Here is a 22,292-nt window from a genome sequence, read left to right as displayed (position 1 = left end):
TTTCATACTTAAAACCACTAGTTAGCCCCTTACCGCCCGCTTACGAGGTAGAGATTGTATTTATTTGAGAGCTTACGCGAAGTAGCCGTCGGCTATCTGAGCAATGACCAAGTAGAAATCCTCAAGCAAGCCTACCTATTGGGGCGCGATGCCCACGAAGGGCAGTTCCGCTCTAGTGGCGAACCTTATATTACCCATCCTTTGGCGGTTGCCCGGCTACTGGCTGAGTTACGCCTCGACCACGAGACCCTGGCTGCGGCCATCTTGCATGACACCATCGAAGATACCTCGGTCACTCACGAGGAACTTGAGCAAAAGTTCGGCATCGATGTAGCCGACTTGGTGGAAGGGGTCAGTAAGCTCGACAAGATTAAGTTTCGCGATAAAAAAGAAGCGCAGGCGGAAAACTTCCGCAAGATGATGATGGCGATGGTCCAGGACATTCGGGTTATCCTGATTAAACTGGCCGACCGCACCCATAACATGCGCACCTTAGGCGCGCTACGCCCAGACAAACGCCGCCGGATTGCCCGCGAAACCCTCGATATCTATGCGCCCATCGCTAACCGCTTGGGTATTCACAGCATCAAGAATGAGCTGGAAGAGCTGGGCTTTGAAGCGCTCTACCCAATGCGCTATCGGGTCCTTAAAGAGTCGGTAAAAAGCGCGCGTGGTAACCGCAAAGAGCTGATCAACGGTATCTACGAAGAATTCCGTGGCCGTATCGAAGAAGCCGGTATCAAAGCTGAAGTAAAAGGCCGCGAGAAACACCTCTACAGCATCTATAAAAAGATGGTGAACAAGGAGCTGCAGTTCCACGAGGTGATGGACATCTATGCCTTCCGCATCATCGTCGATCAGCTCGACACCTGCTATCGGGTGCTGGGGATTACCCACAGTCTGTATAAGCCGCGCCCAGGCCGCTTCAAAGACTACATCGCCATTCCTAAAGGTAACGGCTATCAAAGCCTACATACCTCGCTGGTGGGCCCACACGGGGTGCCGGTGGAGGTGCAGATCCGCACCGAGCATATGGACCAGATGGCCGATAAGGGTGTCGCCGCCCATTGGCAGTACAAGCAAGGCGGTAAGAGTGGCACCACCGCGCAGATCCGCGCCCAGAAATGGATGCAAAGCCTGCTAGAGTTGCAGCAAAGCGCCGGTAGCTCGTTCGAGTTTATCGAGAACGTAAAAACCGATCTATTCCCGGATGAGATCTACGTATTCACTCCAAAAGGCCGGATTATCGAGCTGCCCAAAGGCGCGACCCCGGTCGACTTCGCTTATGCAGTACATACCGATGTTGGCCACGCCTGTGTCGGTTGCCGGGTGAACCGCCAGCCTTATCCATTAAGCAAGGCGCTGACCAACGGTAAGAGCGTTGAGATTATTACTGCACCGGGGGCTCGCCCGAATGCAGCATGGCTGAACTTTGTGGTGACCGGTAAGGCGCGCGGTAAGATCCGCCAGCTATTGAAGAACCAGCGTCGCCAAGAGTCGGTGAACCTCGGCCGCCGCTTGCTCAACCATGCCCTTGGCAAGACCAAGCTCGACCAAATCAACCCGCAAAACCTAGAGCAGGTTCTCGATGACCTGAAAGCAGAGAATCTGGACGATTTGCTGGCCGAGATCGGCCTGGGCAATGCCATGAGCATCGTGATTGCCCGTCGCCTACTTGGCAGCAGCGAAGAGTTAAGCCAAGAAGAGCAGGGTAAGCGGATTGCGATTAAGGGCGCAGAAGGCCTGCTAATCACCTACGCCAACTGCTGCCGCCCGATTCCAGGCGACCATGTGGTTGCCCATATCAGCCCGGGTAAGGGTCTGGTGGTCCACCTCGAATCCTGTAAGAACATCGCCGGCTACCAGCGAGAACCGGACCGCTACATCCATGTGGATTGGTCTGAAGAAGCCGCCTCAGAGGCCGAATACAAGACCGAAGTACGCATCGACATGGTCAATCACCAAGGTATCTTGGCGAACCTGACTACGGTGGTTGCCTCAACCGGTGCCAATATCTCGAACATTGTCACTGAAGAGAAGGAAGGCCGGGTCTATACCGTCGATCTGCTGCTCACCACCCACAGCCGAATTCACCTCGCAGACATCATGCGTAAAATCCGCGTAATGCCTGAGGTACTGCGAGTTGTAAGGACGCGTAACTAATAGCAAAATCAGGCGCAGCTTCTATACTGACAATGAAATTATTTGCAAGGATGCGCCATGTTAAGTCTCAAGTCGATCTCGATCCGCAATAAGCTGATTGCCTTACCTGTATTCTTTGCCATCGCGCTGTTGTCGATGGTTGGCCTCGAGTACTACTCGTTGAGCCAAAACCATGACGACGCCACTGTGATAAACGTTGCCGGACGACAGCGTATGCTCACCAAGAAATTCTCGGCGGAAGAGCTGGCCCGGGTCACCGTTGGCGAATCAGCGCTGGCTAACGCGCTAGTGGCAGGTAAAACCGCGGATCTTTATCAGACCTCGCTCGATGCCCTGCTCAAAGGTGGCACCACCTACGCCGATCTGGGCATGACCAAGCCAATCCAGCTGCCGACCCCAAGCTATAAGCCGTTTATCGATCAGCTGCATATCGTTCAGCAAAACTGGCAACAGCAACTCGACTTGGCCCGTCAGCTTGAGGCAGCCACCGACGACACCCAACGCTCCCAGCTAGCCAGCCGCTTTTTGCTGCAAAACCATAAAGCTATGGCGGAGATGAACAAGGCGGTGGGTATCTACACTGGCTATGCCAATCAGAAGCTGGATCATCTGATTGTCGAAAGCTTGCAGTTAGGCGCGCTGTTTCTTGCGATGATCATCGGCCTGTCTTGGCTGCTGGTTAGCGACATCATGAAGCCGATCAACTACCTGGTGTTAGTCAGCCGTCGCATTAGCCGCGGTAACCTGCAACCAGACGAAGAGATCACCCAATATATCACCGCTAACGAAGTCGGCATGCTGGCCCACCATATCGAGCTGATGCGCGAATCCTTGCAAGAAGCGCTGTCCGATGTGCATAAGGCCTCTTCCAGCATTACCCTTTCGTCAAATCAAGTGAGCGAACTGGCCTCGCAGATCAACGCCTCTAACCTGTCTGAGCAGCAACGCTTCGATGCCATGAGCGACAGTGCCTCGGCACTGAAAGAAGCGTCGCAGCGCCTTAACGAGATCTCCGAAGATACCGTGCAACTGGTCGGCTCCTGCTTCGATCTATCGGAAAATGCCTCAAACTTGGTAGGCGAAAACATCCAAATGATGGACTCCACCACCCAGCAAACCGAGAAGGCCTCGGTGCTGATCCGCGACTTGAGCCAAACCGCAGAACAGGTCTACGGTATTGTTGACGCGATCCGCGCCATCTCCGAGCAAACCAACCTGCTGGCACTGAACGCCGCCATCGAGGCAGCTCGCGCCGGCGAGCAAGGACGCGGTTTCGCGGTGGTTGCCGATGAGGTAAGAACCTTGGCTGCGCGCACCGGTGAGTCCACCGATGAAATTGCCAGCTTGATTACCCGCCTAACCGATGGCGTAGAGCAGGTGGTGACCAGCATGGAATCGGTCAGCGAGAAGGTAAACGACAGTCGAACCAAGTCTCAGGAGACCGCCAAAGGCATCAATCAGGTACGCGAGACCATCCAAAGCGTGGCCAACTCCCAGCAACAGGTCGACCATCAGATCGAGGCACAAAATCAGCACTTAGATGTGATGGCCACCTCGCAAGCAGAGCTACATCAGATCATCGAGGACAGTCACCAGAAAACCGAGACCTCTTCCATGGTGGCTGATCAGCTCTCCAAGGTCAGCGAAACCGTTGGCGACCTGCTGGATCGCTTCGATTTAGATACCAGCCATCACGCCATCCAGCGCGACAGCAACGATAAGCGCAACTTCCCTCGCTTAGATGTCGCCCTAAGCTATGTACTCACCCAAGGCGAGCTGCGCGCTCAGGGACTCACCCAGGACGTCAGTATGGGCGGGCTTAAAGTGGTGACAGCTCTGACAACGCCGTTCAATCCCTCTCAGCCAGTGGGCTTGTCGATCAGTTACTTGTACGAAGGCCAGAATAAGCAGATTGAGGTGGTAGGGCGTATCGTTGATACCAATAGTGATGCCGGCCAACGCAGCTACCATATTGAATACCAGAGCCTCAATCAGGATCAACGTGACCAGCTACAGGAAATCTTTGCCTACAAGCGGATGAAGAGTGAGTTTAGCGATACCCACAAACGTGGCTATGCGATCCCAGATCCACACGGGATGTCGCTGGATAACCAACCCGGCTAACGGGTAGCGCCTAGCCCTAGTTACATAGGCTGTTCGTGTAAAAGGCTGATTAACGCTATAATCAGCCTTTTTTCATACGGCTATTGTCATGACCCCAGAACGTTATCAACGGATCCGTCAGATGCTCGATGCCCGTCAGACCGATCTGACCATCTGCATGGAGAACGTCCATAAACCCCACAACCTAAGCGCCATCGTCAGAACCTGTGATGCCATTGGGGTCGACCACGTACATGCCACTTGGGCCGAAGATGCCAACCGCTTGGCTGGTGGCACCGCTACGGGCAGCCAAAACTGGGTCACCGTAAACAGCCACAACAATATTGAGGAGGCAGTCAAGGCAATGCGCGCAGCAGGCATGCAGATCCTGGCCACTAACCTCTCTGATTCAGCGGTAGATTTCCGTGAAATCGACTACACCAAACCTACCGCCGTCCTGCTTGGCCAAGAGAAATACGGCATCAGCGATGAAGCCCTAGCCTTAGCCGACCAAGACATCATTATTCCCATGGTGGGCATGGTGCAATCGCTCAACGTATCGGTAGCGGCAGCAACCGTGCTATATGAAGCCCAGCGCCAGCGCTCGCTAGCCGGGATGTACCAAGGTCCTTGTAAAGTGAGCGATCAGGAACAGAACCGCATCCTGTTCGAAGGTGGTCACCCGATATTCGCCAAAGCCTGTAAGCGCAAAGGCCTGCCGATTCCAGCCATCGATGACCAAGGGCAGATCGTGGCCGATGAAGAGTGGTGGAGCAAAATGCAGATGAGCCAGGATGCATGGCAACATTTGGACGATGAATAAAACCATTCCCCAACCAGCTGATAACAAGCCGATTACCTTTTGATTCAAATCAAACAGTTTTTTATCGATAGCTTGGATAATAATGAGCGATAGCTGGCTTTGCAGCCGGCTTTGTTACCAGCAATTAACCTTGGATCGCCCAACATGTCAGCTCAGCCACGAGCATCACAGTCAATAGCCCTGTTGTGCTTAGTGACCTTATCGATGCTTGCCAGTCAAGCATGGTTTAACCTTCAACACCTCAACTACGAGTTAGAGTTAGCCCACCAGCAACAGCTATCCGCCAACGTAGATATTGCTAACAGCTTGGTCGAACACTACCAATCGCTGGAAGCCAGCATTGGCCGTGAACAGGCTCAACAGCTCGCGTTGGATGCATTGCGCGATCTGCGCTATCAAGGTAACGAGTACTTTTGGGTTAACGACCTGCAGATGAACCTGCTGATGCATCCGCATCGGGCGGATGAAGAAGGCAACAACATGCTGCGAGTCAGTGATGCTAAAGGCAACTACCATTGGCGTGACATGCAACATCAAATCGAAACCAACGATCATGGCTATGTGAAATACGACTATCTATGCCCCAAAAGTGGCAATGTGTCAGCCAAGATGAGCTACGTAAAGCGTATCTCAGATTGGGACTGGATCATCGGCACAGGTATCTACCTCACCAATATCAAGCTCGCTGTGAAAAACGGCTTGTACATAACCATCGGCATCTTCAGCCTTTGCCTGGTGATCTGTCTATTGCTCGCCCGCGCCATGCACCAGACCTTGAAAAACCCCGGCGACGAGCCAAAATCCACTCGCGAAGACCCTCTCCCGTTATAAACATGTCCGGTATCTTTGGTTAATTTCTAGGGATACCGGCCCAAAAACCTACTTTTTCGCTGATTATTCTCATTAATGAGATATGATTCGCTACCATCACGCAAAATGAAAAGTAATTGCTAAATAACGCAAGCGTCCTGCCGACATCTGTCTGGGAACCACTGCGTTGCACTCACTCGAAAGCGCAAATCGAAAACAGGAACCGCTAAATGCTAAAAACCATTAAGCTAAGCCGCGTCTTTATGCTGTTTGGCATCCTTACCCTTGTCGCCATTGTTAGTCAGGCAAGCTTGATTCGGGCACAGAACCGACACGACATGTATCTCGCCTACGAGCGCCAGTTGCAAGCAAGTATGGATATTGCGGTCACCTTAGTTGAGCACTACCGCAGTCAGGAGAAAGAACTCGGCACCGAGCAAGCGCAAGCCTTAGCGATGGACGCGGTTGCCGCACTACGCCATGGTCCAGAGTATTTCTGGATCAACAACATGCAGCTAGAACTACTGATGCACCCGATCCGTGCCAGCAGTATTGGCCGCAATATGACTCAGGTGGCCGATGCCAGTGGCAACCACCATTGGCAAGCGATGCGCAGTGTGGTTCAAGCACAGGGCGAGGGCGCTGTGCGCTACGACTTCCTGCATCCGTCTAGCAACGAGATTATTCCCAAGCTTAGCTATGTTCGTCGTATTGACGGCTGGAACTGGATACTGGGCACCGGCGTGAGCATCGCCAATATCGATGCCATCCTAGCCCGCTCACTCTACCGCACCCTAATCGGCACCTTGCTGGCCATGCTAATCATTAGCGTATTGGTTTACCGTATGAAGAGCTTAGTCGAGGTGCAGAGTAAGCAACTCTCTGAGAGCATGCGTACCATGGCCAAGGGGGATTTCACCAGCCCTATCTCCGTAGACGGTGACAATGACTTTGCCCAGCTGGGTCGTCAACTAGAGGGCTTACGACGCGACCAGCAAGAGATGCTGCTAGGTATCAGCGAAGCCAGCAATACCCTGCTGCTTGCCAACCAAACGCTGGAGGAGAGCAGCCATGTGGCCACCTCAAGCTCTAAGCGCCAGTTTGGCGAGATTGAGCGCATGGCCAGCACCATTACCGAGATGAATGCCTCGGTCGAGGAAGTCGCCAGCAACAGCGCCGAGACCGCCTCGGTCAGCCAGCAAACCTGTGATCGCACCTCGCAAAGTATTCAGGCTTCCTCTGATGCCGCCCAAGCCTTGTTAGGCCTTAGCCAACAAGTAGAGCTAAGTCAGCCTGCTCTTGAAGAGCTGCGTGAATGTAGCCAAAACATTGGCAACGTGGTGGATGTGATCAACAACCTCTCTGAGCAGACCAACCTACTGGCGTTAAATGCCGCCATTGAAGCAGCCCGTGCCGGCGAGCATGGACGCGGCTTTGCGGTGGTGGCTGATGAGGTGCGCAACCTAGCGTCGCGGACTCAGGAGTCGACCTCGGAGATTATGGAGACCATCAGCCAACTGCAGCGCGTCTCCACCACCGTGGACAAAGAGCTAACCCACACCATCAAGGAGCTTAAGGAACAGTGTGGCTTGGCCAACCAAAACATCGAGTCAGTGGAGACCATTCGCCAAGCTATCGAACGGTTGGAGCAGCGTAGTCAGGAAACTGCCGTTGCCACCGACCAGCAGCGTCAGGCCTCAGAAGAGTTCACGCGCAACGTATATACTCTGCGAGATGATAGTCAGGCGAGCGCCGAAGCCGCCGAGCGCAGCGAACAGGCGCTTAGCCACCTTAAGAACGTGGCGAACGGCTTAAGCCAGTTGCTAATTGAACTGAAAATCGCCTAACTAAGCCACTATAAGCCAATAACAGGAGCAGTGAGCAAGGCCTTGTTTACTGCTCCTCGAGGCTTAGCCAGCGCCACTGATAGTCTTCCGACCATGGCGCGTTAAAGCCCCATTCCAGCGGCTGACCGACTTCTTTGTCCAACCAAAAGATCGGCGTCTCCACCATCCGCGGGAAGGTCAGGTGAATACTGTTGTTGCTGGCTTTGTAGAGATCGGCCTGAATATCACAGCGCACCAACATCGTTAGCATCGCCAGCAGCAATATCAGTTTGAAAAAGCGCATAACCCCTCCTTGGATCAGCGACTAGTAACCCGTTCTAGGCGACCGCTTTAAGCAACCCAGTGCTCGCTAAGTGCTTCACGCACCTGCTGGATAATCGCCTGAGCCTGCTCTTCAGCATAAGGCTTAGCTGGCACGGCGCCCCATACTGGCGCAGGCCACGCAGGGTCGTCCTTAAAACGTACGATATGGTGTATGTGCAGCTGCTCAACCATATTGCCCAGCGCCGCAACGTTCATCTTGTAGCCGTCGAAGATATCCATCAACGCCTTGGCAAAGCGCTTCGATTCGCGCCAGAACTGCGATGACTGGCAAAAATCCAGCTCATGGATGTCGCGTAACTCACTGCCCATGGGAACCAAGATAAACCAAGGGTAGTTGCTGTCGTTCATCAAAAGTACCCGACAGATATCTAGATCCCCAACTACATAACAGTCTTTCTCAAGCTGGGGGTGAAGCTGGAACTCGCTCATTGTTTCTCTCACTTGGCTGATCAATCTTTCAGCATTTTCGCATGTTACTCAATTTGTTACACTTTAGCCCATGGCTTGGGCAAAGCCATGTCAGCCCGCTTATCAAGCCGCCGCGATACAAAGGACCCGCCACGGATGTTGCTAAAGATTTTGACCGCCTTTATATCAGCTTCGCTGGTGATAGCCAATTCAATCCTGTTTGGTAGTGCTGTCACGCTGTGCGGACTTATTAAATTGCTGTTGCCAAAAGGAGCCTACCCAAGCGTCACACGGATTGCCAACGTCTTGATGGGCCAGTGGATAAGCGTCAACCAAGCAATCTTTTGGCTGATCAACGGCAGCCATTTTGAGATTGACGATAACACCCAGCTTAGCCGCGATAAGTGGTATCTGGTGATCAGCAACCACCGCAGTTGGGCGGACATCGTCATCCTTTGCATGGTGCTAGCAAAGCGCACCCCGGTGCCAAAGTTTTTCCTAAAACAACAGCTGCTGTACATTCCCTTTATCGGCCAAGCGTGCTGGGCGCTGGATATGCCGTTTATGCGCCGCTACTCTCGAAGCTACTTGCTGCGTCACCCAGAGAAACGCGGCAAAGACCTCGAAGCCACTTGCCGCGCCTGCGAGAAGTTTCGCAGCGTGCCCACCACGGTGGTGAACTTTGTTGAAGGCACCCGTTATAGCCACGATAAACAACAAGGCAGCTACCAGCACCTGCTCCCACCGAAAGCATTGGGTATGGCTCAAGCGCTATCGGTACTCGGTGAGCAGTTTGAAGAAGTTATCGATGTCACACTGTGTTACCCCGGGCTCGATGAATCGCAGAGCCCCTTTCTGGCCCTGCTTTGCGGCGAGCTCTCCAGTGTAGTGGTCAAGCTCGATAGTATCCCAGTCACCCAAGCGCTTCGTGGCGATTACCTGGCAGATAAGCACTACAAGCAGCACTTCAAACGTTGGCTCGAGCAACGCTGGCGGCAAAAAGATCGCTACTTATCACGTTTAATCACTCGCCAAGGGCAAGACAATCAATCCCTTACTACGCTTATTTCCAAGGACGAGCAATGAGTAAGCTATGGGATCGACATTGTGGAGGCTGCTCGTGGTTTGCTGTAGTTGGCAAGCCGCAGCAAATACAGAACACACCGCACTCCTTCAGCATTTTCCCCAATCAACCCTAAGCCCAGAGCAACAACTCGCGGAGTGGGCGTGGTTTGCCGATGCCGCCAAACCTTACCAAGGCATGACTGTCAGGGTGGTATCGGAGCGGATCTACACCCACTGGTATGAGTCCAATGTACTCGCGCCGCTGTTCAGCGAGCTGACTGGGATCCAGGTTATCCATGAGCTAACCAGCGAAGATGATGTCATCAAGAAACTGCAGGCCCAACAACAGACCGGCTTGAATATCTACGACGCCTACATCAACGACAGTGACCTAATCGGCACCCATTTTCGCAATCAGCAGGTGGTCAGCTTGAGCCGTTTTACTGAGGGAGAGGGCAAGGCGGTCACACTGCCCACGCTCGATCTCGACGATTTTATGGGCCTGCCCTTTACCACCGCCAGCGATGGCCAGCTCTATCAGCTACCCGACCAGCAGTTTGCCAACCTCTATTGGTATCGCCAAGACTGGTTCTCCCGCCCCGAGCTAAAACAGCAGTTTAAGGAGCTGTACGGCTACGAGCTAGATGTACCGGTCAACTGGTCTGCCTATCAAGATATCGCCGAGTTCTTCAGTGAGTATGTCAGAGAGATCGATGGCCAACGGGTGTACGGGCACATGGACTACGGCAAGCGCGATCCCTCGCTAGGCTGGCGCATCTCCGATGCCTGGCTGTCGATGGCCGGAACCGGAGATCAAGGCCTGCCCAATGGGATACCCGTTGATGAGTGGGGCATCAGAGTTGAAGACTGTCGCCCAGTGGGTGCCAGTGTGGCACGCGGCGGCGCTATCGATGCACCTGCCAGTATCTATGCCATTCAAAAGTACGTCGACTGGCTTAAAGATTACGCCCCACCCGAAGCGCAGAACATGAACTTCAGTGAAGCCGGTGCCGAGATCGCCAAGGGCCATATCGCCCAACAGATATTCTGGTACACCGCCTTTACCGCTGAGCTCACCCGCCCAGAGCTGCCAATCACCGATGAGCACGGCAAGCCGCTATGGCGGGTCGCACCGTCGCCCACTGGCGCATACTGGCAAGCGGGAATGAAGTCGGGCTATCAGGACGTAGGGGCCTGGACCTTGCTGAAATCAACGCCGCTTAAACGGCAGCAAGCCGCCTGGCTATACGCCCAGTTTGCGGTCTCAAAAAGCGTATCACTGACCAAAACCCTCGAGACCCTAACCCCAATCCGTTACAGCGATGTCCACTCAGAGGCGTTCAGCGCCATGGCACCGAAGCTCGGTGGTCTAGTGGAGTTCTACCAAAGCAGTGCCCATCAAGAGTGGACACCAACCGGCAGCAACGTCCCCGACTACCCACAAATGGCGACGCTATGGTGGCAGTATGCTGGCCTGGCCAGCTACGAAAATGAGCCAGTTCCCGAGGTGATGCAGCAGCTCGCCGTAGCAATGGATAGCAAACTGGAGCAGCTTGCCAATAGCAGCGACTCTCCCTGCGCACCGCGGCTAAACCCACAGCAAGAGAAGGGCGTCTGGTTCGCTCAGCCCGGCTCACCGAAAGCCAAACTGGATAACGAAAACCCAGCAGGGCGCACCCTTAGCTATTCGGAGTTACTCAAGCGATGGGAATGATACGAGCCGCACTGCTGGCTAGTTGCCTGTTTAGCCCAGCGCTTACCTCGGCCAAGCAACTGGTGCTACACGGCTACCTGAATCCTCCCTATGTGATGCAGCAAGACTACTCACTCGGCGGGTTGTGGATCGACATCATTAACCATCTGCAAAGCGACAGTGAGGTAGAGCTGATAATCGAGTTACACCCGCTGCGACGCGCCTATAAGCTGGCGCAAACCAAGCCCAATCATTGTGTGTTTGCGATTGAGCGTAGCCAAAGCCGAGAAGCGCAGTTTGCCTGGGTAAGCCCGCTAAGCATCAGCCGTTATGCACTGTTTAATGCCGATCCTGAGCAGGCCACTCAACCCGGTTTGAGTGCGCTGCAAGGCCAGCAAATCAGCGCCCATTTTGGTAGCGGGGTTGCTGAGTACTTGCGCTCTTTTGATATGGATGTGGTGGTGGCGAAAACCCCAGAACAGGGAGCCAAGCTGTTGCTACGCGAGCGGGTTCAGGTATGGGCCAGCGATGTGCTCACCGCCGCCTACTTGCGCCAACAACTGCCGCTGCCGCAAAACGGGGTGGAGTTTTTTAGCTCAGTACGCTCCATCGCTTGCCATCCAGAAACAGACAAAGCCCTACTGCAGCCCTTGCAGCAAAGCCTCGATGCATTCTATCAAAGTGGGGGGTTGGCCAAGCTGTTACAGCGCTACGAACAGCAGTACCAGCTATCAATGGGCTTGTAGGCTGAGGCATTGCTTATACCAATCCGGATAAGTAAGTGATCAGAGATTGCGCAGGGAAAATCATTGAGGACGAGGAAACGTTTGCCGTGACTAGTGGGCTAATTACAAAAGCGCTGACGCTGTCATCAATGATTTTAACCGGTAAGAATGAGCAGTTACTTATGTGGATTGGTATTACAGGCATCTGCCTGCAACAGCGCTTGCTGCAACTCTTCTAGTTGAAATTCATTAAACACCTGCAAACCGCATGCTTGCAAGGCCTCGACGCTCACCCCTTTACCCGGGCATAAACGCCCTGAGAAGCTTCCGTCGTAGATTTGCAGGTTACCGCAGGAAGGGCTGTTGGCTTTAAGCAGGGCAAAGCGACACAGTTGTTGCTGAGCCAACTTGGCGGCAAGTTGCGCACCGCACTGGAAGGCCGCCGTTACATCCTCACCCTCAGCAGTAAGCACCTTATTGGCGACCCGCTCGGCAGGTGGGCGTGGGGTGGGTAGGCCGCCCAGCACCTCAGGGCAGACTGGCACCAAACGACCTTGTAGCTGCCACAGGCTCAGATACTCAGAGGCCAGGCGTTTAGCCTGGCCATCGTAGCGCACCGCTTCACCTAACAGGCAGCGGCTAATCAGGATCTTGTGCAAAAGGATTAGTCGTTTTTGGCAACCAGGAAGTTCACTAACTCCACCAGCTCTTCAACGCTTTTCACCGACCCGGTGTTCACCTGATACTTACCGTTCACGACTACCGCAGGTACGCCGCGGATTTGGTAGGTCATGGTGTTTTTATCCATCTGCGCCAGCATGCCGTTAACCACAAAGCTCTCAGAGGCAGCGTCAACATCAGCGCCGTCTACACCGGTGGCAACGAAGATCTTACGGATATCATCACGGCCGCTGAAACGCTGGCCTTGGCGATGGATCGCATCAAACATGGCAGCAGAGAAGGTCTTTTCGGTCTTCAGTACTTCTGCGGTCGCGTAGGCACGGGCCATCTCTTCGCCCATTGGACCACCCAGGAAGCTCACGTGGTTCTTCTTGAAGCTTACTCCCTCAGGCAGGCTGGCTTTGATCTCTTCAGCCACCGGCTCAAAGCGGAAACAGTGGGGGCAGTAATAGGAGAAAAACTCGATCACTTCAGGCTTGGCCGTCGCCGTTTGGCGCACCACCTCAAAGTGGGTACCTTCTTTGAAGTTGGCCATGGCGCTGGGAAGAGTAAGCATTGCCAGTACAGCAATAATGATGCGTTTCATTGAAATTCCCTAGATTCGGTTAATCGCAAGCCATGAGCTTAAATCCCCAACCGAGTGGCGTCAATGACACCACCCGCAGCTTGTGGGGATTTACGCTAATTTACAATTGCTTAACGTCCCCAGTTGTCGTCTCTCTCAAAGTCGACCAACTGGCTATGCTGCTGATGGATCAGCGCATCGTAGTGCTTTTCGATTTGTGGGCGGCGGATCTTGAGAGTAGGCGTCAGCAGACCGTTCTCGATGCTCCACTGCTGATCGACCACCAGCACATGGGCGATCCGTGCGTGGCTCTCGATCTGGCTGTTCACCTCTTTAACGGTGCGGGTCAAACTGTTAACAATTTGTTCCTGGCTATGGTGATGAAGCTCATCGGCCAGCACCACCAAGGCGATCGGCTGGGTCAGCGCTTGGCCACATACGCATACCTGCTCAACCATCGAGTTCTCAGCGAGCTTCTGCTCGATCGGCACCGGGGCGACATACTTGCCCTTGGTGGTTTTAAAGCTCTCTTTCACCCGACCAATAATCTTCACATAGCCGTCTGCATCAATGCTGCCTTTATCGCCGGTATGCATCCAGCCGTCGCTAAAGAACTCATCATTCAGCTCAGGGTGCTTGTAATAACCGGTCATCATGGCCTCGCTGCGCATCAGCAGCTCGCCTTCATCGGAGATCTTTAGCCCAACACCCGGCGAGGCCTTGCCGATGGTGTCATACTTATCCGCGCGGTACGGCAGGTTCACCGTGCCATATGCCATGTTTTCGGTCATCCCCCAAGCCTGAGCGATGTTCAGCCCCAGCTTGTCGCGGTACCACTCCAGCAGCGCCGGTGCCACCGGTGCGCTGCCACAGCCAAGTAAGCGGGCATGATGCAGGCCGAGGTTGGTACGGATTTTCTTGCGGATAAGGCCGCCAATGACTGGCACTTTTAGCAGGAAGTGCAGCTTTTTCGGTGGCAGCTTCTCAAATACCGCTTGCTGGAAACGAGCCCACAGGCGCGGCACCGATAGGAACATGGTCGGCTGTACGCTTTGCAGGTTATCGGCAAAGGTATCCAGCGACTCAACAAAGCTCACCACAACGCCGCCATTGTACAGGCTCACACCTTGCAGCAACACGCGCTCGGTGATGTGCGCCAACGGCAGGTAGGAAATGGCGCGATCTTCTTTGGTCGGTTGGAATACCTCCATCCAACCCAAGCTACCGGCGCGGTAAGCGCCAAAGCTCACCTCGGCGCCCTTTGGCTCACCAGTACTGCCCGAGGTGTAGATCAAGGTCATGATGTCTTGCTCTTGCCACTGGGCCGGCTCAGCCAGCGGTGCGTACTGCTTGAGCCAATCAGACCACTGGTGCTCTGACTCAATAGTCGGATAAGGCATCGCCATACGCGCAATACCCTCTGGAATACCTTTCGCCTGCGCATCCGGGTTATCCAGCTTACCGACCACGATCAGCTTCGACTCGCTGTGCTCCAGAATGTAGCGCACGGTGTTAGCATTGGCAGTGGAGTAGATCGGTACACTCACGCAACCGGCCATAGTGATCGCTAGGTCGATGATGAACCACTCGGCAGAGTTCTTGGCCAGAATAGCGACCTTGTCGCCACGCTCCAGCCCCTGCGCTTGTAGGCCTGCCGCAATGCGTGCCGTTTCATCGGCGACCATTGCCCAGGTGCGTTCTTGGAACTCGCCAGCAATCGGCTGACGGAGATAAACCCGTTCAGGGTGTTCTTGCGTCCAATGCAACAAAGCGTCCACGGGGGTGAGTAGCTGAGTCATGCTATTCCTCGTTGTTGTTTACGCTGGCTGCGCTGGCCAGCCTTGGGCTAAGCCCAGGATTTAAAAGGGTGCCGACTTAAGGCACTGTTATAGTAGGCAACCTGTCCGGTTACCTCCTCTCCCAGCCAATCAGGGCGGGGAAAGGACTCGTTTTCGTCGCTCAGCTCAACCTCAGCCATAATCAGCCCTTGGTTGTCACCGGCGAATTCATCCACCTCAAAGCAATAGCCATCGATCTCTACCCGGTAGCGGCGCTTATCGATAACTCCCGGCTCACACAAGCCTAGTAGCTCTTCGGCGTCTTGCAGCGGGATCTCCCGTTCCCACTCATAGCGGCTGGTGCCGCTGTCATTACTTTTGCCCTTAATGGTCAGGAAACCCTGCTCACCATAGATCCGCACCCGCACCGCCCGTTCAGCCGCGCTGTTCAGATAGCCCTGCACGATACGTGCATCAGAGCTGGCTTGCGCGCGATAGTCACTGCTCTTTACTAAAAACTTGCGCTCGATTTCCTGTGCCATCCTAGTACCCCGGTGTTAATCGAATCGGTCCTTGCTGGATTGCCGCCATCTGCTCTTTCAGCGCCAACACCTGCTGCTCCCAATACTGCTGCGTGTTAAACCACGGGAAGGCGCGGCCAAAGGCCGGGTCTTGCCAGCGCTTGGCCAACCACCCCATGTAATGAATCATCCGCATCGCCCGTAGCGGCTCAATCAAGGCCAACTGGCGAGTATCAAAGCTGGCGAACTCTTCGTAGGACTCCAGCAATACCTCTAGCTGCAGGCGCTGCTCGTTTTCATCGCCGGCCAGTAGCATCCATAGATCCTGGACCGCCGGGCCGTTACGGGCATCGTCTAAGTCCACCAACATCGGGCCATCGCGCCACAAGATGTTGGAGGGGTGACAATCGCCATGCAGGCAGATAACTTGCTCGGGTTGATAACGCTCGCGCGCTTCATTGGCCACTAGGTCGGCAATGGTAAAGAAGGCGTCTTGCAGATTCTCAGGCACAAACTGGCGCAGTAGCGCCAAAGGCCCATCGAGCATCTCGCTACAGCTAATGGTTGGGCGTGCAGTGAAGGTTTGCGCGCCCGCTAGCTGGTGAATTCGCCCTAAATACTGGCCAACCCGCTCCAATTGATCGAGGTTGTCCACCTCATAGGTGCGACCGCCGACACTGGGGAACAAGCAAAACCACAGGCCTTGGAAGTTAAACAGGCTCTCGCCATCGCGCTGGATGGGGGCCACCACTGGAATATCCGCTTCATTGAGCTGAATAGAGAAGGCATGCTCCTCGCGGATCTGCTGCTCACTCCAGCGCTCGGGGCGATAAAACTTGGCCACGTAACGCTGGCCATCTTCGGCGGCAAACTGATAGACCCGGTTTTCATAGGAGTTAAGCGCCAACAACCCACTGGCCGGATACACGCCGATAGATTCCAAGGCATCAAGGATCCGTTCAGGGGTTAAATCAGAAAATAAAAAGGCGCTCATTCTTATTCACCGGATAAAATATTGGGGGAGTGTACCAGTCTTGGGTAATCAAACTGTTCCTACCAGTCTAGAGTAAATACTCTAAAGCGCTGCAGTGATCACAACCAAACAGCTTAACCAACCGAGTACCACATCCAGCGAACGCAAGGTTGCCAAACCCTTTAGATATAGCAAGGGATGGGCAATCCGGGTAAGCAGATAAACCAAGGAGGCAATACTGAGCAGAGTATCTGACACTTGTTGAATATAGGCTATAAGCAAGGTGGCAGAGAACACAGCGAGCGCCTCCCAGGCATTGTGCTGTGCTGCATAGACCCGTTTGCCATAGTTATCGAGGCGCTCCGCCTGTTGGCGCGGGTCGCGATTGTCGATCTTGCCATGCTGGCGCATCTTCAGCAGGCCGCCGTAGGCTGCCAGCAAATAGGGCAAGATGATTAAACAAGTCAGTGTTAGTAACGCCGTGCTCACGCTCTACCTCCATGTAGATTAAGAACGATAAGGTTAGACCAGTTTGAAAAATTGAACAGGCGTTTGAATTTAAACTGTGCGCTAGTACGCGTTGGCGGATCCGAGCAGATAACGGAAAAGGGCAGCCCGCAACGAACGCAGGCAGCCCTTTAGCTGTTAACCACCACTGATAAAGCGGCTGCTATGCTCCAAACGATGACCGCGACTGCTCAGCACAAACTGCACCTCAAGATTAGGGCTCTCCAACTCATAGGGGTCGACAGCGATGGTGATCGGTTGAGTCCAAACCGTATTGGCCGGGATCTGCAGGGCCTGCGGACCTATCCACTGATAGTCTTCCAAGCCAAGCAGGCTTAACTCAAACTGCTGGGGCTCGCTGGATTTATTAATGATCTTCAAGGTGTAGGAGTTCTCCACCCAGCCCTCGTTGTTGGTGACAAACAGGGCCTGCCGATCACGAATAATATCCAGCTGCATCGGCTTCACATTCAACAAGGTGATGACAAAGGCGACGACGATCACCGACAGCACCAAGCCATAGCCAATCAATTTGGATCGCACCACCGAGGTTTGCTGGCCCGCTAGATTGTGCTCGGTGGTATAGCGGATTAGCCCCTTCGGATAGTTCATCCGCTCCATGGTGACATCACAGGCATCGATACAGGCGCCGCAGTTAATACACTCGTACTGCAGGCCGTCGCGGATATCGATCCCCGCCGGGCAGACCTGGACACACAGGTCGCAATCAACGCAATCGCCCAAGCCAAGCGCTTTTGGATCGGCCTTGCGCTTGCGCGGGCCGCGCTGCTCACCACGCTGCTCGTCGTAACCCACAATATAGGTGTCTTTATCGAACATGGCGCTTTGGAAGCGCGCGTAAGGGCACATATGGGTACACACAATGGTGCGCATCCAGCCAGCGTTGGCATAGGTCGCCAAAGTGAAGAACAGCACCGAGAAGGTTACGGCAGCACTGGATTGGAAGGTAAAGAACTCTACCCAAAGCTGCTTCACCGGAACGAAGTAGGCGGCAAAGGCCAGTGCGGTGAATAACGAGACCGCCAGCCAGGCGAAGTGCTTAAGAAACTTCTTGAAGAACTTGCTGCCATCCATCGGCATCTGGTCGAGCTTGCGGCGTTTGTTGGCCGAGCCCTCGATCTTCTCTTCGAACCAGATAAAGATGAAGGTCCACACGGTTTGTGGGCACAGATAGCCACACCACACCCGCCCCAAGAAGGTGGTTATAAAGAACAGGGCGAAGGCCGCCACGATAAAGAACCAGGCTAGCAGCAGCAGGTCTTGCGGCCACAAGGTCAAACCAAAGAAGTGGTATTGGCGGGCACCAATGTCTAACAAGATCGCCTGCCGCTCTCCCCAAGGGATAAACGGCACCAACAAAAATGCCACGATAAACAGCCAGCCCATGTACTTACGCAACAGCTGGAAGCGCCCTAGCTGGGCACGCACATAGATCTTGTCTTTGGGGTTATAGCGGTCGCCCTGGGGCTTGCGTTTTTTGGGTTCGACCTGCTTTACGGGGATCCGCTCACTCATGGCTCACTCCTTCTCCACGTTGCTCCCGATTAACGGGGCTCCCTTCCTTGGGGAGTCGACGGCGGGGCTAAGCCCGCCTTTATTATGTTGTAGCTTTTAGTTATTTCAGGGGATTACTGCTTGATGCCGCGTGCCTTTAATAGCGCCGCTTTAAAGTCATCTTCACAATCTTTGGCGATACCGGGGATCATCTCGCTCTTGTCGGCATCCCACATCTTCAATTGGTAGATCAAAATGTCGTCGCTTAGTTCGCTCAGCGGCTGCTCGAAGCCGGCACGCTCGGCTACCAGCGCCAACATCTCAACCAAGTTGAGTTCCGGTTGGCGTTTCCAGATTGGGGTTAATAGTTCAATTAGTTCTTCGACTCGATGCAACTGCATGCTCATAAAGGCTCTCCACGTGCGGCGATCACAGCCTGATTTCGTCCTCTCAGCTTGGCTTGATAGAGGGCTTGGTCGGCTTTTTCTAGTATCTCAATGCTACTGTTATGATAACTGGGTGTTAAACAACAGATTCCGATGCTAACAGTAACATGACTTGCCACCGCAGAGTATTCATGTCGCAAACTTGCCGTGGCCATGTGCTGCTTTATTCGCTCACTGACCTGGATCGCTCCTTTGCTCGAGGTGGTGGGTAGGATCATCACAAACTCCTCGCCGCCATAACGCGCCAGCAAGTCATCTTCCCGCTGCAGTGCCGCCCGTAAGGTATCCGCCACCAAGCGCAAACATTGGTCACCCGCCACATGGCCATAGTTATCGTTATAGGGCTTGAAGAAATCGACATCGATCATCAGCACGCTCATGCTGGTCGAGGCGCGGCTGGCTAAGCGCCAGTAATGCTCAAGCATCTGCTCAAACTTGGCGCGGTTATACACCTGTGTCAGCGAGTCCAGTTCACTGCGCTCACGCATCGCCTGATGATCAGAAGTCAGCTCGCTCAGCAGCTCCCGGTCGCGATGGTGCTGATCCAAGCTGCTGCCCAACCAAAACTTGGCGCGCTTAAGCAGCAATATCAACATACCGAACACCAACCACACCAGTACTACCGCCAGTATCACCGCAGGACTGGCAGAGACCGCCATCACCGCCAAGGCAATCAATGAGGGCAGCACGGTACCGGAGAAACTGCGAATACTCAGCAGGTTGGGGATCGCCAACAGGCCCATCATCAGGCCCACCAACAGCACAATCACCAGCTGCCATTCACTATCCAGCGCCGGAGCAAACAGTAAGATACCCAGCCCCCACAGCAGACCGCTGCAGCTAGACAGCACAAAATACCAGCGCTGCTGAACCAGGTAGGTAAGGGAGTGGTGCGCCAGATGGCGACGAATATGCAGTGAGGTGGCAATACACAGTATCAGGCAGGCTATCAGCCAAACCGAAGGTAGCAAGGCATCGATACTTGGCGTAAGCAGCCACCACCACAGGCAGGCAAACCCAGCTTGCACCAAAGCAGTAATACTGCCACCTAAGCGCAAGAACTGGTTGTGGGCCTGTCGAATCGGGGCGCTGGTGGCTGGCAAGTACTCTGTTCCTTGTGGATATTGATCATCATTTGCGCAACAAATTGTATAACCAAGGCTGAGCGACAACAATGCAAGGGCTCGCGGCGAGGACGGTTTTCTTCACAAAACCATCGTATTTTCAGATGGATAGCAGTTTAAACTGGTGTTTCTTAGCGTTTTCACCAAGTTTCAAGGCGCACTGTCGATTTAACCCGCAATAAACATTGATCTAATACCCTTGCGCTTTGTGCCGTTCATAAGGACAATTCTTCTCCATTGGCGCGGGCTGCGCCGATATTCGGTCAACATAATTAGGAAGCCACCATGCTGGAAAATATCAATCCAACTCAAACCGAGGCTTGGAAAGCCCTTCAGGCGCATTTTGACGCCAACAAAGAGATGCAACTTGCTGATTTGTTCAAAGCCGATGCGCAGCGCTTTGACAAATTCTCGGTGAACTTCGAAGGCCAGTTGCTACTGGACTACTCGAAGAACCTGATCACCGAAGAAACCATGCAGAAGCTGGTAGACCTGGCCAAGGAAACCAAGCTGGACCAAGCCATCAAGGCAATGTTCTCTGGCGAAGCCATCAACCAAACTGAAGGTCGTGCAGTACTGCACACTGCACTGCGTAACCGCGCAAACACCCCAGTGATGGTGGCTGGCGAAGATGTTATGCCGGGCGTAAACGCGGTACTGGAGAAGATGAAAGGCTTCTGTAAGAAGATTCACTCTGGCGAGTGGAAAGGCTACACCGGTAAAGCGATCGAAAGTATTGTAAACATCGGTATCGGTGGCTCTGATCTGGGCCCAGTAATGATTACCGAAGCCTTGGGCGCCTGCAAACTTGAGCACATCGAGACCTTCTTCGTATCCAACGTTGATGGCACCCACATCGCAGAGACCCTGAAGAAAGTCGACCCAGAAACCACCCTGTTCCTGATTGCATCGAAAACCTTCACCACCCAAGAAACCATGACCAACGCCCACAGCGCGCGTGATTGGTTCCTGGCTTCTGCAGGCGATCAAGCCCACGTTGCGAAGCACTTTGCGGCGCTATCAACTAATGCAACCGCAGTGGCTGAGTTCGGCATCGACACCGACAACATGTTCGAGTTCTGGGACTGGGTTGGCGGCCGTTACTCGTCTTGGTCAGCCATTGGCCTGTCGATTGCTCTAACCGTTGGCTACGACAACTTCATCGAGCTGCTCGATGGCGCCCATGCCATGGACAAGCACTTTGCTGACGCCGACTTCGAGCAAAACCTGCCGGTTATCCTGGGCCTGCTAGGCATCTGGTACAACAACTTCTACGGTGCAGAGAGCGTTGCGATCCTGCCTTACGACCAGTACATGCACCGCTTTGCTGCCTACTTCCAGCAAGGTGACATGGAGTCGAACGGTAAGTGCGTAGACCGTAACGGTAACCCGGTTGACTATCAAACCGGTCCAATCATCTGGGGTGAGCCTGGCACCAACGGCCAGCACGCCTTCTACCAGCTGATTCACCAAGGTACCAAGCTGATCCCATGTGACTTCATTGCTCCTGCTATCAGCCACAACCCGCTGTCTGATCACCACCAGAAGCTGATGTCGAACTTCTTCGCACAAACCGAAGCACTGGCCTTTGGTAAAGACCGCGCTACCGTGGAAGCTGAGTTCGTCAAAGCCGGTGAGAGCCTGGAAGAGGTGGCCAAACTAGTTCCGTTCAAGATCTTCGATGGCAACAAGCCAACCAACTCGATGCTGGTTAAGAAAGTGACCCCATTCAGCCTGGGTGCGATGGTTGCCATGTACGAGCACAAGATCTTTGTTCAAGGCATCATCTGGAACATTTTCAGCTTCGACCAGTGGGGTGTTGAGCTAGGTAAACAGCTGGCTAACCAGATCTTGCCTGAGCTGGCTGGCGATGAAGCTATCGCAAGCCATGACAGCTCAACCAACGGCTTGATCAACGCATTCAAAGCATGGCGCTAAGCTAAGCTCAAACGCGTAACGAAAAAGGCCGCATATGCCTGTCTCTTATACACAAATCCCCGAACATCGTTCGGGGATTTTTTTTGAACTCAATCCTCACCTTGTGATCAGATCATTTAGATTTCTCAATGAGATGGTTACGATGGACAGTTCAAACCCAATGGAGTGGGCACAAGCGCAGTTTAGTCAGGCAGAGCTCAATGACCCCAGACGTACTCAAAGGCTTATATCGCTAGCTGCTTCACTTGCCAGCCAACCCGGAGTCGCTGTGTCTAAACTGGCT

At 53.9% G+C, this 22,292-nt stretch carries 21 protein-coding genes; 10 read left to right on the top strand and 11 right to left on the bottom strand.

Annotation, left to right across the window (positions count from 1 at the left end; translation table 11 throughout):
- Nucleotides 1-54: 54 nt before the first annotated feature.
- The 5 genes from spoT to G462_RS0105620 all read left to right on the top strand — a co-directional run bounded on the left by spoT (nt 55) and on the right by G462_RS0105620 (nt 7,746).
- Entirely contained in the window at nt 55-2,163 is a 2,109-nt protein-coding gene (gene spoT, locus G462_RS0105640; protein ID WP_026958134.1) for a bifunctional GTP diphosphokinase/guanosine-3',5'-bis pyrophosphate 3'-pyrophosphohydrolase, read from the top strand.
- A 57-nt stretch (nt 2,164-2,220) separates the two neighbouring features.
- Entirely contained in the window at nt 2,221-4,287 is a 2,067-nt protein-coding gene (locus G462_RS0105635) for a methyl-accepting chemotaxis protein (protein ID WP_026958133.1), read from the top strand.
- An 88-nt stretch (nt 4,288-4,375) separates the two neighbouring features.
- On the top strand, nt 4,376-5,089 hold the full coding sequence (trmH, locus tag G462_RS0105630; protein WP_026958132.1) for a tRNA (guanosine(18)-2'-O)-methyltransferase TrmH: 714 nt from the start codon (nt 4,376-4,378) through the stop codon (nt 5,087-5,089).
- Nucleotides 5,090-5,233: 144 nt separating this feature from the next.
- Nucleotides 5,234-5,920, top strand: a complete 687-nt coding sequence (locus G462_RS0105625) for a cache domain-containing protein (RefSeq protein ID WP_084404948.1) — start codon at nt 5,234-5,236, stop codon at nt 5,918-5,920.
- 209 nt (nt 5,921-6,129) lie between these two features.
- Nucleotides 6,130-7,746: a methyl-accepting chemotaxis protein gene (locus tag G462_RS0105620; protein ID WP_026958130.1), complete on the top strand. Its 1,617-nt coding sequence runs from the start codon at nt 6,130-6,132 to the stop codon at nt 7,744-7,746.
- A 46-nt stretch (nt 7,747-7,792) separates the two neighbouring features.
- Here the strand turns inward: G462_RS0105620 and G462_RS0105615 are convergent, their stop codons facing one another.
- Both G462_RS0105615 and G462_RS0105610 read right to left on the bottom strand, forming a co-directional pair.
- A complete protein-coding gene (locus G462_RS0105615; RefSeq protein ID WP_026958129.1) occupies nt 7,793-8,029 on the bottom strand; it encodes a hypothetical protein in 237 nt (78 codons plus the stop codon).
- A 47-nt stretch (nt 8,030-8,076) separates the two neighbouring features.
- The gene (locus tag G462_RS0105610) at nt 8,077-8,499 is read right to left on the bottom strand and encodes an HIT domain-containing protein (RefSeq protein WP_026958128.1); all 423 of its coding nucleotides are present in this window, start codon (nt 8,497-8,499) and stop codon (nt 8,077-8,079) included.
- A gap of 135 nt (nt 8,500-8,634) precedes the next feature.
- Here G462_RS0105610 and G462_RS0105605 point away from each other — a divergent pair, with 135 nt between their 5' ends.
- From G462_RS0105605 to G462_RS0105595, 3 genes are read left to right on the top strand one after another with little or no spacing between them, the layout of a single operon-like run.
- Nucleotides 8,635-9,564 carry an acyltransferase gene (locus G462_RS0105605; protein ID WP_026958127.1) on the top strand — a complete coding sequence of 310 codons (930 nt, stop codon included), beginning with the start codon at nt 8,635-8,637 and terminating at the stop codon, nt 9,562-9,564.
- Nucleotides 9,565-9,571: 7 nt separating this feature from the next.
- A complete protein-coding gene (locus G462_RS21830) occupies nt 9,572-11,257 on the top strand; it encodes an ABC transporter substrate-binding protein (RefSeq protein ID WP_425393727.1) in 1,686 nt (561 codons plus the stop codon).
- A complete protein-coding gene (locus G462_RS0105595) occupies nt 11,248-11,982 on the top strand; it encodes a substrate-binding periplasmic protein (RefSeq protein ID WP_084404947.1) in 735 nt (244 codons plus the stop codon). Before G462_RS21830 ends, G462_RS0105595 begins: the two co-directional genes overlap by 10 nt.
- Before the next feature lie 155 nt (nt 11,983-12,137).
- On the opposite strand, the gene G462_RS0105590 is transcribed toward G462_RS0105595, so the two are convergent.
- The 9 genes from G462_RS0105590 to G462_RS23800 form a co-directional block, all read right to left on the bottom strand.
- Nucleotides 12,138-12,620, bottom strand: a complete 483-nt coding sequence (locus tag G462_RS0105590; protein WP_026958125.1) for a 2-thiouracil desulfurase family protein — start codon at nt 12,618-12,620, stop codon at nt 12,138-12,140.
- A gap of 5 nt (nt 12,621-12,625) precedes the next feature.
- Complete coding sequence (locus G462_RS0105585) at nt 12,626-13,228, bottom strand: thiol:disulfide interchange protein DsbA/DsbL (protein WP_026958124.1); 603 nt, start codon at nt 13,226-13,228, stop codon at nt 12,626-12,628.
- Nucleotides 13,229-13,338: 110 nt separating this feature from the next.
- Nucleotides 13,339-15,006, bottom strand: a complete 1,668-nt coding sequence (locus G462_RS0105580; protein ID WP_026958123.1) for an AMP-binding protein — start codon at nt 15,004-15,006, stop codon at nt 13,339-13,341.
- 47 nt (nt 15,007-15,053) lie between these two features.
- Nucleotides 15,054-15,527, bottom strand: a complete 474-nt coding sequence (locus tag G462_RS0105575) for a CYTH domain-containing protein (RefSeq protein WP_026958122.1) — start codon at nt 15,525-15,527, stop codon at nt 15,054-15,056.
- A 1-nt stretch (nt 15,528) separates the two neighbouring features.
- A complete protein-coding gene (locus G462_RS0105570) occupies nt 15,529-16,500 on the bottom strand; it encodes a serine/threonine protein kinase (RefSeq protein WP_026958121.1) in 972 nt (323 codons plus the stop codon).
- Nucleotides 16,501-16,581: 81 nt separating this feature from the next.
- The gene (locus G462_RS0105565; protein ID WP_026958120.1) at nt 16,582-16,968 is read right to left on the bottom strand and encodes an MAPEG family protein; all 387 of its coding nucleotides are present in this window, start codon (nt 16,966-16,968) and stop codon (nt 16,582-16,584) included.
- Between the two features lie 156 nt (nt 16,969-17,124).
- Nucleotides 17,125-18,522 carry a cytochrome c oxidase accessory protein CcoG gene (gene ccoG, locus G462_RS0105560; RefSeq protein WP_026958119.1) on the bottom strand — a complete coding sequence of 466 codons (1,398 nt, stop codon included), beginning with the start codon at nt 18,520-18,522 and terminating at the stop codon, nt 17,125-17,127.
- A gap of 113 nt (nt 18,523-18,635) precedes the next feature.
- The gene (locus tag G462_RS0105555) at nt 18,636-18,908 is read right to left on the bottom strand and encodes a YihD family protein (RefSeq protein WP_342664362.1); all 273 of its coding nucleotides are present in this window, start codon (nt 18,906-18,908) and stop codon (nt 18,636-18,638) included.
- Nucleotides 18,905-20,050, bottom strand: coding sequence for a GGDEF domain-containing protein (locus tag G462_RS23800; protein WP_051326553.1), 1,146 nt, complete (start codon nt 20,048-20,050; stop codon nt 18,905-18,907). The genes G462_RS0105555 and G462_RS23800 overlap by 4 nt, the downstream gene beginning before the upstream one ends.
- Before the next feature lie 306 nt (nt 20,051-20,356).
- On the opposite strand from G462_RS23800, the gene pgi reads away from it, so the two are divergent.
- Nucleotides 20,357-22,009 (top strand): glucose-6-phosphate isomerase, encoded by a 1,653-nt coding sequence (gene pgi / locus G462_RS0105545; RefSeq protein WP_026958117.1) that lies wholly within the window; start codon nt 20,357-20,359, stop codon nt 22,007-22,009.
- Nucleotides 22,010-22,151: 142 nt separating this feature from the next.
- A partial coding sequence (locus G462_RS21820) for an IS4/Tn5 family transposase DNA-binding protein (RefSeq protein ID WP_035476872.1) occupies nt 22,152-22,292 on the top strand: 141 nt, incomplete at its 3' end.

The organism is Aliagarivorans taiwanensis DSM 22990 (genome assembly GCF_000429505.1).
Lineage (GTDB): Bacteria > Pseudomonadota > Gammaproteobacteria > Enterobacterales > Celerinatantimonadaceae > Aliagarivorans > Aliagarivorans taiwanensis.
Note: the sequence above shows the minus strand (reverse complement) of the source record. Positions and strands in the feature narration are given on the sequence as shown.

What these genes read in the sequence shown, in the direction of transcription:
- G462_RS0105635 (WP_026958133.1), top strand. Translation starts at nt 2,221, where the DNA reads ATGTTAAGTCTCAAGTCGATCTCGATCCGCAATAAGCTGATTGCCTTA.
- trmH (WP_026958132.1), top strand. Translation starts at nt 4,376, where the DNA reads ATGACCCCAGAACGTTATCAACGGATCCGTCAGATGCTCGATGCCCGT.
- G462_RS0105625 (WP_084404948.1), top strand. Translation starts at nt 5,234, where the DNA reads ATGTCAGCTCAGCCACGAGCATCACAGTCAATAGCCCTGTTGTGCTTA.
- G462_RS0105620 (WP_026958130.1), top strand. Translation starts at nt 6,130, where the DNA reads ATGCTAAAAACCATTAAGCTAAGCCGCGTCTTTATGCTGTTTGGCATC.
- G462_RS0105615 (WP_026958129.1), bottom strand. Translation starts at nt 8,029, where the DNA reads ATGCGCTTTTTCAAACTGATATTGCTGCTGGCGATGCTAACGATGTTG.
- G462_RS0105610 (WP_026958128.1), bottom strand. Translation starts at nt 8,499, where the DNA reads ATGAGCGAGTTCCAGCTTCACCCCCAGCTTGAGAAAGACTGTTATGTA.
- G462_RS0105605 (WP_026958127.1), top strand. Translation starts at nt 8,635, where the DNA reads ATGTTGCTAAAGATTTTGACCGCCTTTATATCAGCTTCGCTGGTGATA.
- G462_RS21830 (WP_425393727.1), top strand. Translation starts at nt 9,572, where the DNA reads ATGGGATCGACATTGTGGAGGCTGCTCGTGGTTTGCTGTAGTTGGCAA.
- G462_RS0105595 (WP_084404947.1), top strand. Translation starts at nt 11,248, where the DNA reads ATGGGAATGATACGAGCCGCACTGCTGGCTAGTTGCCTGTTTAGCCCA.
- G462_RS0105585 (WP_026958124.1), bottom strand. Translation starts at nt 13,228, where the DNA reads ATGAAACGCATCATTATTGCTGTACTGGCAATGCTTACTCTTCCCAGC.
- G462_RS0105580 (WP_026958123.1), bottom strand. Translation starts at nt 15,006, where the DNA reads ATGACTCAGCTACTCACCCCCGTGGACGCTTTGTTGCATTGGACGCAA.
- G462_RS0105575 (WP_026958122.1), bottom strand. Translation starts at nt 15,527, where the DNA reads ATGGCACAGGAAATCGAGCGCAAGTTTTTAGTAAAGAGCAGTGACTAT.
- G462_RS0105570 (WP_026958121.1), bottom strand. Translation starts at nt 16,500, where the DNA reads ATGAGCGCCTTTTTATTTTCTGATTTAACCCCTGAACGGATCCTTGAT.
- ccoG (WP_026958119.1), bottom strand. Translation starts at nt 18,522, where the DNA reads ATGAGTGAGCGGATCCCCGTAAAGCAGGTCGAACCCAAAAAACGCAAG.
- G462_RS0105555 (WP_342664362.1), bottom strand. Translation starts at nt 18,908, where the DNA reads ATGAGCATGCAGTTGCATCGAGTCGAAGAACTAATTGAACTATTAACC.
- pgi (WP_026958117.1), top strand. Translation starts at nt 20,357, where the DNA reads ATGCTGGAAAATATCAATCCAACTCAAACCGAGGCTTGGAAAGCCCTT.